The organism is Streptomyces sp. NPDC048417 (assembly GCF_040651615.1).
GTDB lineage: Bacteria > Actinomycetota > Actinomycetes > Streptomycetales > Streptomycetaceae > Streptomyces.
Map to the genome: position 1 here is coordinate 215,816 of NZ_JBEZKI010000010.1, position 12,872 is coordinate 228,687.

At 70.4% G+C, this 12,872-nt stretch carries 16 protein-coding genes; 8 read left to right on the top strand and 8 right to left on the bottom strand.

Features of this window, described 5'->3' with window-relative positions:
- The first annotated feature begins 189 nt into the window (after window positions 1–189).
- The 3 genes from AB0D59_RS18080 to AB0D59_RS18090 all read left to right on the top strand — a co-directional run bounded on the left by AB0D59_RS18080 (window position 190) and on the right by AB0D59_RS18090 (window position 2,254).
- Window positions 190–408: a hypothetical protein gene (locus AB0D59_RS18080; protein ID WP_362565853.1), complete on the top strand. Its 219-nt coding sequence runs from the start codon at window positions 190–192 to the stop codon at window positions 406–408.
- A gap of 61 nt (window positions 409–469) precedes the next feature.
- Window positions 470–1,612, top strand: coding sequence for a serine hydrolase domain-containing protein (locus tag AB0D59_RS18085; RefSeq protein ID WP_362565977.1), 1,143 nt, complete (start codon window positions 470–472; stop codon window positions 1,610–1,612).
- Window positions 1,613–1,822: 210 nt separating this feature from the next.
- On the top strand, window positions 1,823–2,254 hold the full coding sequence (locus AB0D59_RS18090) for a hypothetical protein (protein ID WP_362565854.1): 432 nt from the start codon (window positions 1,823–1,825) through the stop codon (window positions 2,252–2,254).
- On the opposite strand, the gene AB0D59_RS18095 is transcribed toward AB0D59_RS18090, so the two are convergent.
- Together AB0D59_RS18095 and AB0D59_RS18100 are read right to left on the bottom strand one after the other, a co-directional pair.
- Window positions 2,241–2,837 (bottom strand): TetR family transcriptional regulator, encoded by a 597-nt coding sequence (locus AB0D59_RS18095; protein WP_362565856.1) that lies wholly within the window; start codon window positions 2,835–2,837, stop codon window positions 2,241–2,243. The two genes, AB0D59_RS18090 and AB0D59_RS18095, sit on opposite strands and share 14 nt — an antisense overlap.
- Before the next feature lie 26 nt (window positions 2,838–2,863).
- On the bottom strand, window positions 2,864–3,874 hold the full coding sequence (locus AB0D59_RS18100; protein WP_362565857.1) for an aldo/keto reductase: 1,011 nt from the start codon (window positions 3,872–3,874) through the stop codon (window positions 2,864–2,866).
- 158 nt (window positions 3,875–4,032) lie between these two features.
- Here AB0D59_RS18100 and AB0D59_RS18105 point away from each other — a divergent pair, with 158 nt between their 5' ends.
- Window positions 4,033–5,079 (top strand): chitinase, encoded by a 1,047-nt coding sequence (locus tag AB0D59_RS18105; RefSeq protein ID WP_362565859.1) that lies wholly within the window; start codon window positions 4,033–4,035, stop codon window positions 5,077–5,079.
- A gap of 97 nt (window positions 5,080–5,176) precedes the next feature.
- Here the strand turns inward: AB0D59_RS18105 and AB0D59_RS18110 are convergent, their stop codons facing one another.
- The gene (locus tag AB0D59_RS18110; RefSeq protein ID WP_362565860.1) at window positions 5,177–6,559 is read right to left on the bottom strand and encodes a glycine--tRNA ligase; all 1,383 of its coding nucleotides are present in this window, start codon (window positions 6,557–6,559) and stop codon (window positions 5,177–5,179) included.
- A 186-nt stretch (window positions 6,560–6,745) separates the two neighbouring features.
- Between AB0D59_RS18110 and AB0D59_RS18115 the strand changes: the two genes are divergently transcribed.
- The 4 genes from AB0D59_RS18115 (at window position 6,746) to AB0D59_RS18130 (ending at window position 9,861) form a co-directional block, all read left to right on the top strand.
- Entirely contained in the window at window positions 6,746–7,702 is a 957-nt protein-coding gene (locus tag AB0D59_RS18115; RefSeq protein WP_362565862.1) for a metal ABC transporter substrate-binding protein, read from the top strand.
- Between the two features lie 11 nt (window positions 7,703–7,713).
- The gene (locus AB0D59_RS18120; protein ID WP_362565863.1) at window positions 7,714–8,478 is read left to right on the top strand and encodes a metal ABC transporter ATP-binding protein; all 765 of its coding nucleotides are present in this window, start codon (window positions 7,714–7,716) and stop codon (window positions 8,476–8,478) included.
- A complete protein-coding gene (locus AB0D59_RS18125; protein ID WP_362565864.1) occupies window positions 8,478–9,380 on the top strand; it encodes a metal ABC transporter permease in 903 nt (300 codons plus the stop codon). The genes AB0D59_RS18120 and AB0D59_RS18125 overlap by 1 nt, the downstream gene beginning before the upstream one ends.
- A 61-nt stretch (window positions 9,381–9,441) precedes the next feature.
- Window positions 9,442–9,861, top strand: coding sequence for a transcriptional repressor (locus tag AB0D59_RS18130; protein WP_362565865.1), 420 nt, complete (start codon window positions 9,442–9,444; stop codon window positions 9,859–9,861).
- A gap of 81 nt (window positions 9,862–9,942) precedes the next feature.
- Here the strand turns inward: AB0D59_RS18130 and AB0D59_RS18135 are convergent, their stop codons facing one another.
- From AB0D59_RS18135 to AB0D59_RS18155, 5 genes are all read right to left on the bottom strand, one after another.
- Window positions 9,943–10,683 (bottom strand): histidine-type phosphatase, encoded by a 741-nt coding sequence (locus AB0D59_RS18135; RefSeq protein ID WP_362565867.1) that lies wholly within the window; start codon window positions 10,681–10,683, stop codon window positions 9,943–9,945.
- Between the two features lie 84 nt (window positions 10,684–10,767).
- On the bottom strand, window positions 10,768–11,607 hold the full coding sequence (locus tag AB0D59_RS18140; protein ID WP_362565869.1) for an isoprenyl transferase: 840 nt from the start codon (window positions 11,605–11,607) through the stop codon (window positions 10,768–10,770).
- Window positions 11,608–11,624: 17 nt separating this feature from the next.
- Window positions 11,625–12,374 (bottom strand): DNA repair protein RecO, encoded by a 750-nt coding sequence (gene recO / locus AB0D59_RS18145; RefSeq protein ID WP_351691460.1) that lies wholly within the window; start codon window positions 12,372–12,374, stop codon window positions 11,625–11,627.
- A complete protein-coding gene (locus tag AB0D59_RS18150) occupies window positions 12,371–12,523 on the bottom strand; it encodes a hypothetical protein (protein ID WP_362565870.1) in 153 nt (50 codons plus the stop codon). The genes recO and AB0D59_RS18150 overlap by 4 nt, the downstream gene beginning before the upstream one ends.
- Window positions 12,524–12,572: 49 nt before the next feature.
- The gene (locus tag AB0D59_RS18155) at window positions 12,573–12,797 is read right to left on the bottom strand and encodes a hypothetical protein (RefSeq protein ID WP_352218895.1); all 225 of its coding nucleotides are present in this window, start codon (window positions 12,795–12,797) and stop codon (window positions 12,573–12,575) included.
- Window positions 12,798–12,872: the final 75 nt, after the last annotated feature.

Below are 12,872 nucleotides of genomic sequence, written 5' to 3' on the forward strand. Positions count from 1 at the left end.
GTGGTCCGAGGGTTGGTCCGGCGGCCCGGATCCGCACCGGGTACCGCCTGTCCAGCGGCAGGAACCCGGCGGGCCGGACACGGCTTGGCCAACTCGCTGTGAAGAAATCCCTGTTGATGTTGGTCATGCTGCACACTCCTCCCGTCGACACGTGCCGAACGGCAGATCGGGCACCGACTCGGAGGCGTCATGTCACAGATCGACTCGAGCAAGGTCAGCCGCTGGGACCAGCACGGGCGCGAACACACGGTGCGGGTGCAGCGCACCGGCATCCAGCGCACGATCAGGTGTGACACCTGCGGCTGGCGGCAGAGCGCGCAGTTCCTGCCCTGGCTGAAGGCGGAGGAGCATCTGGCCGAGGCCCACCAGGCCACCGTGGACCCGGCGGGAGCCGAGCCCTCCCGATGAGTTTCCGTCGGCGTGGCAGTCGTACACACGACCGCACCCGACGGAAGGACGACCGATGACCGTGTCCCCGCTCCACGCCACCCTGCGCCGTCATGTCGAGGACGGAACGGTCCCCGGGGCCGTCGGGCTGGTCGCCCGGGGTGCCGACGTCGAGGTCGTGACCGTCGGGGACCTGGATGCCGAGGGGTCCGCGCCGATGACCCGGGAGTCGATCTTCCGGATCGCGTCGATCACCAAGCCGGTCACCGCGGCGGCGGTGCTGATGCTGGTGGACGAGGGCCGGATCGGGCTCGACGACCCGGTGGCCGAGTGGCTCCCGGAGTTGGCGAAGCCGGTGGTGGTCCGGACGCCCGCGAGCCCCGTCGACGACGTCGTGCCGGCGGGCCGCCCGGTCACCGTGGAGGACCTGCTCAGCTTCCGCGCCGGCTGGGGCCTTCCCGACGACTTCGCGCTGCCCGCCGCGCGGGCCCTGTTCGCGGTGCAGGATCACAGCCGCCCCTTCCAGGACTGGCCGGACCCGGACACCTGGCTGGGGCAGCTCGCCCAGGTGCCGATGCTGCACCAGCCGGGCGAGGCCTGGCTGTACGGCACCTCGTCCGCCCTCCAGGGCATCCTGGTCGCCCGGGTGTCGGGCCGTCCCCTCCCCGACTTCCTGGCGGAGCGGATCTTCGCGCCGCTGGGCATGCGGGACACGGGCTTCGAGGTGCCGGCGTCGAAGCGGGACCGCCTCACGTCGTCCTACGCCCCCGCCGAGGGCGGCACCCTGCGCCTGACGGACACTCCGGACGGCGACTTCAGCCGCCTGCCGCGCTTCCCCTCGGGTGGTGGGGGCCTGGTCTCCACGGCCGACGACTGGCTGGCGTTCGCCCGGCTGCTGCTGAACGCGGGCGCCGCCCCGGACGGCCGCCGGCTCCTGTCCGCCACCTCGGTCAGCCGGATGACCACCAACCATCTGACGGCGGCCCAGCGCGAGCGCGCCACCCTCTTCCTGGAGGGCCAGGGCTGGGGTTACGGCGGCCAGGTCGACGTCACCCCGGCCGGCCCCTGGAACGTCCCCGGCCGCTACGGCTGGGTCGGCGGCACCGGCACCGCCGCGCACCTGGTCCCCGCCACCGGCACGGTCACGGTCCTGCTGACCCAGGTGGCCATGACGGGCCCGACGCCGACCCCGCTGATGCGCGACTTCTGGCGGGTCACCGCCTAGGGCCCCGTCAGACGGGCCCTAGCCCTTCGGTTACTGCATTCGGGTGACAGCGCGGGTAAGAATCGCGAGGTCAGCGCACATATCGCCACCTGCGGACTTTACCGGAGCATGGGGCCGCCCCCACCGCTTGCCGACTCTCCTGGGTCGCCGTCGCACGCGGCCCGGCCAAGCCTTGAGGAGTCCCCCGTCCTCGTCGACAGGAGCTCTGCCATGCACCGCATCCACCGCCCGGTGTCCCGGGCCCTCGCCGCCGGCGCCCTCTCCCTGGCCCTGCTGTCCGCCGGTACCGCCGGCGCCTTCGCCTCGGAGGCCAGGCCGACCCCCGCGCCCAGCAGCCCCAGGCCGAAGCCGAGCCCGTCCATGTCCGCCATGGGCTCGATCACGATCAAGGCGAGCAAGACCTCGGTCAAGGCCGGCGACCCGGTGACCTTCACCGGCCGCACCCAGGGCCTGAAGATCGGCACGCCGCTGGTGCTCCAGCACCAGAACCACGGCAAGTGGATCCCGCTCAGGGCGAGCGTCAAGGTCAAGAACGGCAGCGCCTACTCGCTGACCGCGAAGATCAACACCAAGGGCACCGAGCATCTGCGGATCGCGGCCGGCCGGACCCACTCCCCCACGGTCACCGTCAAGGTGAACTGAGGCCGCGCAGCAGCAGGTCCACCAGCGAGGCGAAGTCCGCCTCGGCCTCCGGCCGCACCCACTCGCGCGCGTAGCCCGGGTCGTGGAAGCGGCCGGTGGCCTGGAAGACGACCCGGGCCGCCGCGGCGGGGTCGGACACGGTGAAGGCTCCCGTGCCGGCCCCGTCCCGGAGGATGTCGGTGAGCTGCCCGGTCAGGTCGTCGATGTGCTCGGTGACGGCCGGGCCGTTCTCGTCGACCAGCACCATGTAGGTGGCGAACAGCTCCGGGTCGTCGCCCGCCTTGCGGCGCTTGGCGTCGAAGAGCGCCCACAGCCAGTCGCGCAGCCGCTCCTGCGGAGCGCGGTCCTCGGCCACGATGACGGACAGCACCAGCGAGGTGCGGTCCAGCCACCGCTTGGTCACCGCCTCGCGCAGCGCCGCCTTGGTCCGGAAGTGCCGGTAGACACTGCCGTGGCTGACGCCGAGCGCACGGGCCACGTCCACCACGGTGGCCTTGGCCGGGCCGTGCCGGCGCAGGACCTCCTCGGTCGCCTGAAGGATGCGCTCGGCAGTGAGGGTCGGGGGCGGGGAGGTGGCTGCCATGACCTAGACGGTACCCAAAGCCGTCGTCAGTGCTCGGTGCCGAGGTGGGACATCTGCGCGGCCGGGTAGCGGGTGCCCGCCGCCGCGTCCGCCGGTACGGCCGCCTCGATCGCCGCCAGGTCGGCCGCGTCCAGGGTGACGTCCAGCGCCCCGAGGGATTCGGCGAGCCGCTCACGGGTGCGGGCGCCGACCAGCGGCACGATGTCGTCGCCCCGCGAGAGCACCCAGCCGATCGCGATCTGCGCGACGGTCACGCCCTTCTCCTCGGCGATCTTGCGCAGCGCCTCGACGAGGTCGAGGTTGTGCCGGAGGTTCTCGCCCTGGAAGCGGGGCGAGAAGGCCCGGAAGTCGCCCGCGCCGAGCTGCCGGTCACGGGTGAAGTGGCCGGAGATCAGGCCCCGGGACAGCACGCCGTACGCGGTGATGCCGATACCCAGCTCACGGGTGGTGGGCAGGATCTCCCGCTCGATGTCGCGGGTGATGATCGCGTACTCGATCTGCAGGTCGGAGATGGGCGCGGTGGCGGCGGCCCGGCGGATGTTGTCCACGGAGGCCTCGCTGAGGCCGATGTGCCGGACGTATCCCTGCTCGACCAGTTCGGCGATCGCGCCGACCGTCTCCTCGATCGGCACGTCCGGATCGACGCGGGCGATCCGGTAGACGTCGATGTGGTCGACGCCGAGGCGCTGGAGGGAGTAGGCGGCGAAGTTCTTCACGGCCTGCGGGCGGCCGTCGTAGGCGTTCCAGCCGCCGGCCGGGTCGCGCAGGGCGCCGAACTTGACGCTGGTCAGGGCCTTTTCACGGAGGGCGGCGGGGGCGGTGCGCAGGGCCTCGCCGATCAGCATCTCGTTGTGGCCCATGGCGTAGAAGTCGCCGGTGTCGAGCAGGGTCACGCCGGCGTCGAGGGCGGCGTGGACGGTGGCGATCGACTCGGCGCGGTCGGCCTCGCCGTACAGCGCGGACATGCCCATGCAGCCGAGGCCGAGGGCAAAGACCCGGGGGCCGGTGGATCCGAGGGTTCGGGTGTGCGTCGTCATGGTTCCACCCTGGCATGACAGCTGACAGATTTCAATATCTGTCATTCCATGGCGGAGGCAAGAATGGTCCAGACCTATTGACGGGAGGTCTGGACCACGAGCATTGTCATGACTACGACACCCGTGCGCCCCACCCCGACCCCACCGGGAGGCCCCGCATGATCCGCCGCGCCCTCGCCCTGCTCGCCGCAGCGCTCGCGACCGCGACACTCACCCAACTCCCCGCCGCCGCGCCCGCCTCCGCCGCCGACACCTGCGCGGTGAAGTCGAGGCCGACCGGAAAGGTCCTGCAGGGCTACTGGGAGAACTGGGACGGCTCCGCCAACGGCGTCCACCCGCCCTTCGGCTGGACCCCGATCACCGACTCCCGGATCGCCACCCACGGTTACAACGTGATCAACGCGGCGTTCCCCGTGATCCGTTCCGACGGAACAGCCCTCTGGGAGGACGGCATGGACGCGGGCGTGAAGGTGGCGACGCCCGCGGAGATGTGCGCGGCGAAGGCCGCCGGCCAGACCATCCTGCTGTCGATCGGCGGCGCGGCCGCCGGCATCGACCTCAGCTCCTCCACCGTGGCCGACAGGTTCGTCGCGACGATCGTCCCGATCCTCAAGAAGTACAACTTCGACGGCATCGACATCGACATCGAGACCGGCCTGGTGGGCAGCGGGTCGATCACCCAGCTCTCCACGTCGCAGGCCAACCTGGTCCGCATCATCGACGGGGTCCTCGCCCAGATGCCGGCGGGCTTCGGCCTGACGATGGCCCCGGAGACGGCGTACGTCACCGGCGGCAGCATCACCTACGGCTCGATCTGGGGCGCCTACCTGCCGATCGTCAAGAAGTACGCCGACAACGGCCGGCTGTGGTGGCTCAACATGCAGTACTACAACGGCAGCATGTACGGCTGCTCCGGCGACTCCTACTCGGCGGGCACGGTGGCCGGCTTCACCGCCCAGACCGACTGCCTCAACAAGGGCCTGGTCGTGCAGGGTACGACGATCAAGGTGCCGTACGACAAGCAGGTGCCGGGGCTGCCCGCGCAGTCCGGCGCGGGCGGCGGCTACATGTCACCGAGCCTGGTCGCCCAGGCCTGGAACCACTACGGCACGTCCCTCAAGGGCCTGATGACCTGGTCGGTCAACTGGGACGGCTCGAAGAACTGGACGTTCGGCGACAACGTGAAGGCACTGCAGCACCGCTGACCCCACCGAACCGGCCGAGTCCCCCAACCCGAAACGCCCACCCTCCAGCCGACCGAGTCGGGTGGCGGGTGGGCGCAAAGGCGTAAGGACCCCGGACCTAGCAGCCCAGCAGGCGCCCGGCGAGGTAACCCTCGATCTGGTCCAGCGAGATCCGCTCCTGCTTCATCGAGTCACGCTCCCGGACCGTGACCGCGTTGTCCTCGAGCGTGTCGAAGTCGACGGTCACGCAGTACGGCGTGCCGATCTCGTCCTGGCGACGGTAGCGGCGGCCGATGGCGCCGGCGTCGTCGAACTCGATGTTCCAGTTCTGCCGCAGGGCGGCGGCCAGCCCCTTGGCCTTCGGGGACAGCTCGGGGTTGCGGGACAGCGGCAGGACCGCGACCTTCACCGGCGCCAGGCGGTGGTCCAGGCGCAGCACCGTGCGCTTCTCCAGCTTGCCCTTGGCGTTCGGCGCCTCGTCCTCGACGTAGGCGTCGAGCAGGAACGCCAGCATCGCGCGGCCGACACCGGCCGCGGGCTCGATGACGTACGGCGTCCAGCGCTCCCCGGCCTCCTGGTCGAAGTAGGAGAGGTCCTGGCCGGAGGCCTTGGAGTGGGCACCCAGGTCGTAGTCGGTGCGGTTGGCGACGCCCTCCAGCTCGCCCCACTCGTTGCCGCCGAACTGGAATCGGTACTCGATGTCGGCGGTGCGCTTGGAGTAGTGGGAGAGCTTCTCCTTCGGGTGCTCGTACCACCGCATGTTCTCTTCACGCAGGCCCAGGCCGGTGTACCAGTTCCAGCGCTGCTCCATCCAGTACTCCTGCCACGTCTCGTCCTCGCCCGGCTTGACGAAGAACTCCATCTCCATCTGCTCGAACTCGCGGGTGCGGAAGATGAAGTTGCCGGGCGTGATCTCGTTGCGGAAGGACTTGCCCATCTGCGCGATGCCGAACGGCGGCTTGCGGCGCGAGGTGGTCTGCACCTGGGCGAAGTTGGTGAAGATGCCCTGCGCCGTCTCGGGGCGCAGGTAGGCGACCGAGCCGCTGTCCTGGGTCGGGCCGAGGTGCGTGGAGAGCAGACCCGAGAACTGCTTGGGCTCGGTGAACTGGCCCTTGTTTCCGCAGTTCGGGCAGTTCACGTCCGCCAGGCCGTTCTCCGGGAGGCGGCCGTGCTTGGCCTCGTAGGCCTCCTCCAGGTGGTCGGCGCGGAACCGCTTGTGGCAGGCGGTGCACTCGGTCAGCGGGTCCGTGAAGGTGGCGACATGGCCGGAGGCCACCCAGACCTCGGGGGCCAGGATGACGGACGAGTCGATACCGACCACGTCCTCGCGCGACGTCACCATGTAGCGCCACCACTGGCGCTTCAGGTTCTCCTTCAGCTCGACACCGAGCGGCCCGTAGTCCCAGGCGGCACGCTGTCCGCCGTAGATCTCACTGCACGGGAATACGAAGCCACGGCGCTTGCTCAGGCTGACGATGGTGTCGATCTTGTCGGCGGCCACGGTGCTCTCTTCATTACGACGACGGGCGACGAAGCGAGATGCTTCAGAGCGAATGCTTCAGGTTACCGGCGGGGGCTCCCCCTCGACCAAATCGGTCCCCCATGACGGACAGACCACCCAGGGCTCACCGAGGCCTTTACCGCTGCTTGTTGACAACGGTTTCCATATTTGTTGAAAATGAGTCTCATGAACGTACGACGACGCCTCATACCCACGGCCGCCGCGGCCACCGTCACCGCACTCGGCATCGCGACCCTCTCCGCCTGCGGCGGCGACGCCACGGCGGCCCAGACCGGCAAGTTCGACGTCGTCGCGTCCTTCTACCCGATGGCCTTCCTCGCCGACCGGATAGGCGGGAACCACGTCCACGTCACCAGTCTCACATCACCCGGCCAGGAACCGCACGACCTGGAGATCAGCCCCAAGCAGATCATCGGGATCGAGAAGTCCGACGCGGTCCTCTACCTGAAGAACCTCCAGCCCTCCGTCGACGACGCCGTCGCCCAGTCCTCGGTGGGGACGAAGATCGACGCGGCCTCCCTGACCACGCTGGAGCAGCACGGCAACGAGGCCGGCGGCCACGCTGCCTCCCACGACACCTCGAAGAACGAGGAGCTGTCCGGCCTCGACCCCCACATCTGGCTGGACCCGGTGCGCTACGCCCAGGTCGCCGAAGGGGTCGGCAAGGCCTTCGAGAAGGCCGACCCGGACCACGCGGCCGACTACCGGAAGAACACCGCGACCCTGGTGAAGAAGCTGGACGCGCTCGACACCCAGTTCAAGAACGGGCTCGCGAACACGAGGACCAAGGTCTTCATCACCACCCACGCGGCCTTCGGCTACCTCGCCGAGCGCTACGGCCTGACCGAGGAGGCCGTCAACGGCCTCGACCCGGAGTCGGAGCCGAGCGCGGCCCGCGTGAAGGACCTGGAGACCATGGCCAAGGCCGACGGCGTCAGCACCGTGTTCTACGAGACGCTCGTCAGCGACAAGACCGCGAAGACCATCGCCGCCGACGCCGGACTGAAGACGGACGTCCTCGACCCGATCGAGGGCATCACCGCCAAGTCCCGCGGCAAGGACTACTTCGCGGTCCAGGAAGCCAACCTCAAGGCCCTCCAGACGGCCCTGGGCACCAAGTGAGCGGAGACGAGATGACCACCGGCGAGCCCGTCATATCCCTGCGCGGTGTCACCGCCGAGCTGGGCTCGCGCCCCGTACTGCGTGGCATCGACCTCACCGTGCACCGCGGTGAGGTCGTCGCGCTGCTCGGCGCGAACGGCTCCGGCAAGTCGACCGCGATCCGCACCATCATCGGCCAGGTACCGGCCGGCGACGGCGAGATCACCCTCTTCGGCACCCCGCGCCGCACCTTCCGCGACTGGTCCCGGGTCGGCTACGTCCCACAGCGCACCACCGCCGCGGGCGGGGTCCCCGCCACCGTCACCGAGGTCGTCTCCGCCGGTCTCCTCTCCCGCACCCGCTTCGGCCTCTTCCGCAAGGCCGACCACCAGGCGGTACGGGACGCGCTCGGCCTGGTCGGGATGGCGGACCGGGCCAAGGACAACGTCGAGGCGCTCTCCGGCGGCCAGCACCAGCGGGTGCTGATCGCCCGCGCCCTGGTCGCCCGGCCCGAACTGCTGATCATGGACGAGCCGATGGCGGGCGTCGACCTGGCCAGCCAGGAGATCCTCGCGCGGACGCTGCGCGAGCAGGTCGAGCAGGGCACCACGGTCCTGCTGGTCCTGCACGAACTGGGCCCGCTGGAGCCGCTGATCGACCGCGCGGTCGTGCTGCGCGACGGCTGCGTGCTGCACGACGGCCCGCCGCCGCGCGCGGTCGGCCAGCACGCCCTCCCCGGCCACGACCACGTACACCCCCACGAGCACGCGCCGATCCGCACGGGACTGCTGAGCTGATGGACTTCCTGAACTACGCCTTCATGCAGCGGGCCCTGCTCGCCGCCGTCCTGGTCGGCCTCACCGCCCCCGCCATCGGCATCTACCTGGTCCAGCGCCGCCAGGCCCTGATGGGCGACGGCATCGGGCACGTGGCCATGACCGGCGTCGGCCTCGGCTTCCTGCTCTCGACCTCCCCGGTGTGGATGGCCACGGCCGTCTCCGTGCTCGGCGCGATCCTGATGGAGCTGATCCGCTGGTACGGCAGGACCCGTGGCGACATCGCCCTCGCGATGCTCTTCTACGGCGGGATGGCCGGCGGGGTGATGCTGATCAACCTCGCGCCGGGCGGCTCCAACGCCAACCTGATGTCGTATCTCTTCGGCTCGCTGTCGACGGTCTCGGAGTCGGACGTGACCGCGATCTGCGTGCTCGCCGCCTTCGTCCTGCTGGTCACCCTCGGCCTGCGCCGGCAGCTGTTCGCGGTGAGCCAGGACGAGGAGTTCGCCCGGGTGACGGGTCTGCCGGTGCGGGCGCTGAACCTGCTGACGGCGATCACGGCGGCGGTCACGGTGACGGTCGCGATGCGGGTGGTGGGCCTGCTGCTGGTGTCGGCGCTGATGGTGGTCCCGGTGGCCGCCGCCCAGCAGCTCAGCCGGAGCTTCGCGGCCACGTTCGCGATCGCCGTCGCAATCGGCGTGACGGTGACGATCGGGGGCACGATCACGTCGTACTACCAGTACGTTCCGCCGGGCGCGACCATCGTGCTGCTGACGATCGCCGCGTTCATCGTGCTGAGCCTGCTGGCCGCACCGCTGGCCCGGCGACGCGCCCGCACGGCCGCCGCGCGGCGGCCCGCCGGGGACCCGGCGGAGTGCGCGATTCCGGCCACCAGGGGGGCCGCCGACGAGGTCGGCGTCTGACCGCGCACAGTCCGGGCTGGCACAATGGCCCGGCAGAAGCAGTGATGTGAGGAGGCAACCGGTGACGACCGCTGGACCGCCCGTGAAGGGCCGCTCGACCCGTCAGCGGGCAGCCGTGGCGGCGGCCCTGGACGAGGTCGAGGAGTTCCGCAGCGCGCAGGAACTGCACGACATGCTCAAGCACAAGGGCGACTCGGTGGGCCTCACCACGGTCTACCGCACGCTCCAGAACCTCGCCGACGCCGGCGAGGTGGACGTCCTGCGCACGTCCGAGGGCGAGTCGGTGTACCGCCGCTGCTCCACCGGTGAACACCACCACCACCTGGTCTGCCGCGTGTGCGGCAAGGCGGTGGAGGTGGAGGGGCCCGCCGTCGAGAAGTGGGCGGAGGCGATCGCCGCGGAGCACGGGTACGTGAATGTGGCGCACACCGTGGAGATCTTTGGTACGTGCGCGGACTGTGCGGAGTGCGCCGCGGGTTGAGCCGTTCGTTTCGGCCGCGGGTGGGTGGGGGCTGGGCGCGCCCACACGGCGGAGCCGCAGATTGATACAGCCCCGCGCCCCTCACGGGGCTCGTTGGCCGTGGGTAGTCGTGCCGCTGGGGCGATGGGGGTCCCCCCGCTCGAGCGAAGCCGAGAGTGGGGGAGGGTGGGCGCTGGGGGTACCCCCTCCGGGGGAGGCACCCTGCAAGCGCCGGTAAGCGTCGCCGCCCGTCCCCACCCCGGTCAGTCCCTGCCGAAGCAGCGCTCCAGTTCGTTCAGGTCGTAGAACTTGCTGTTCTTCTTGATGGGCGGTGGCGAAGACCGTACCGCTGTCGACCGCGCGGCCCTGGCCCGAGCTGACGACGTCGATCTTCTCGCCGTTTTCGGCGATGGACGAGAAGAGGGAGGGCAGACGCTTCTCCAGGCGCACCGCGGTGGCGCGGAGTTCGTCCTTGCCGCGGCCGCTGAGGTTGCCGTACCCGATGGTGCTCATGGCCGCCTCGAGGGCCTGCACGTCCGGGCCGAACTCCTTGCCGAGCCTGGTGAGTTGGCCATCGGCCTCGGCCTGGTTCCAGAGCGCGAGGATCGTCTCGCCGTCCTCGCCGTCGGTGGCGGAGCGGGACCCGTGCCGGGAGACGTTCTCGGTGAACACGGCGGTGTACCCGGCGGGCGCCTGCTGGTAGGTGCGCGGGTTCTGGCCCAGGGAGTACACGGCCTTGGTGCCGTAACTGTCGCGGTGGGTGGGCCCGTTGTCCGTGGCGTGCGCGGGCAGCGCGGTGAGGAGCAGGGCGCCCAGGGCGAGGACAGGGGTGACACGCTTCACGAGGGACCGTTCCAGAGGCGGGAGACCGGGGGCCTGGCATGATCCCCCGCATCCTGGACGGCTCGCGTGAACGGCGGGTGGCCGTCAGTCGCCGGGGTGGTTGCCCTCCATCGCCAGCAGTTCCTCGTTGGGGATGGCGCCGCCGAACCGGCGGTCCCGGGAGGCGAATTCGAGGCAGGCGCGCCACAGGTCACGGCGGTCGAAGTCGGGCCACAGGACGTCCTGGTAGACCATCTCGGCGTAGGCGCTCTGCCAGAGCAGGAAGTTGGAGGTGCGCTGCTCGCCGCTGGGGCGCAGGAACATGTCCACGTCGGGCATGTCCCCGTAGTACATGTGCTTCTGGATGGTCTTCTCGCTGACCTTCGACGGGTCGAGGCGGCCCGCCTTCACCTCCTCGGCGATCGCCTGCACCGCGTCGGCGATCTCGGCCCGGCCGCCGTAGTTCATGCAGAAGTACAGGGTGAGCAGGTCGTTGCCCTTGGTCTGCTCCTGGGCGACCTGGAGCTCCTTGGCGACCGACTTCCACAGCCGGGGCATCCGGCCCGCCCAGCGCACCCGGATGCCGAGTTCGTCGAGCTGGTCGCGGGTCTTGCGGATGAAGTCGCGGTTGAAGTTCATCAGGAAGCGGACCTCTTCGGGCGAGCGCTTCCAGTTCTCGGTGGAGAAGGCGTAGAGGGAGATGTTCCGGACGCCGATCTCGATGGAGCCCTGGAGCACGTCGAGGACGCACTCGGCGCCGACCTTGTGCCCCTCGGTGCGCGGCAGCCCGCGCTCCTTCGCCCAGCGGCCGTTGCCGTCCATGACGATGGCCACATGGTTCGGGACCAGCTCGCCCGGGAGCTTCGGCGGTCGGGCACCGGACGGGTGTGGCTCCGGCGTCCGGTACTCGCGGCGCCGGCTCCCCAGGATCCCGCGTACGACCATGTGCTTCTCGTCTCCCTCTAGCTCTTCTCTACGTACCTGAGCGAGCGCAGCCCCCGCTCCAGGTGCCAGTGCAGATAGGCGGACACCAGCCCGCCGCCCTCCCGGACGTGCCGTGCCTCGGCCGCGTCCGCCGTCTCCCAGTCTCCCGTAAGCAGCGCGCCGAGGAGAACCAGGGTCTGCGGCGAGGGTACGACGCTGCCGGGCACCCGGCAGTCGACGCAGACACTGCCGCCGGAAGCGACCGAGAAGAAACGGTTCGGGCCGGGCATTCCGCACTTGGCGCAGGAGTCGAAGCTGGGCGCGTAACCGTTGACGGCGAGGGAGCGCAGCAGGAAGGCGTCGAGGACGAGGTGGGGCGCGTGCTCGCCGCGGGCGAGGGTCCTGAGCGCCCCCACCAGCAGCAGGTACTGCTGCACGGCCGGTTCGCCCTCGTGGTCGGTGAACCGCTCGGCGGTCTCCAGCATGGCCGTCCCGGCGGTGTACCGGGCGTAGTCGGTGACGATCCCGCCGCCGTACGGCGCGATGGTCTCGCTCTGGGTGCACAGCGGCAGCCCGCGCCCGATCAGCTCGCTCCCCCGCGCGAAGAACTGCACGTCGACATGGGAGAACGGCTCGAGCCGCGCCCCGAACTTCGACTTGGTCCGCCGCACCCCACGGGCGACGGCCCGCACCCGGCCGTGTCCGCGGGTGAGCAGGGTGATGATGCGGTCCGCCTCGCCGAGCTTCTGGGTCCGAAGGACGATGCCGTCATCCCGAAAGAGACTCATCGCGCACCGGCCCTGGGCGGCTGGGGGTGCGGCCCGCGGCGCAGCCGCGATCGGATGCCGTGGCCCCCGCCTGGCGGCAGCACCATCCGGTCCGCCTCACCCGGCTTCCGGGTGCGCAGCGCGATGCCGTCGTCGCGGAACAGGCTCATGGGCCCATTCTGCCCTGCCGTGGCAGGGGACCGGTCCGGACCGGAACCTTCAAGGCACCTCGCCGCGGCTGCGGGCGTTGGCGTGGGCGGTGGCCGCGCTGAGCCGTTCGGCCTGGGTCGCGATCCGTACGGCGTCCGGGTGGGCGTCCCACTCCCGCCCTCCCCCGTACGGCCTCAGCTGCACATAGGGGCCTTCGTGCCCCATGACGATGCCCAGCCGTCCGGTACGGGTGTCGACGGCACAGGAGCCGAGAGGGAGGTTCTTCGCGTTCACCTCACCTGGCTCCCCCGCCCCCGGGAATTTCACGCTTCGCATCACTGAGGTGGCGCTGCGTGCCTAGACTCGGCC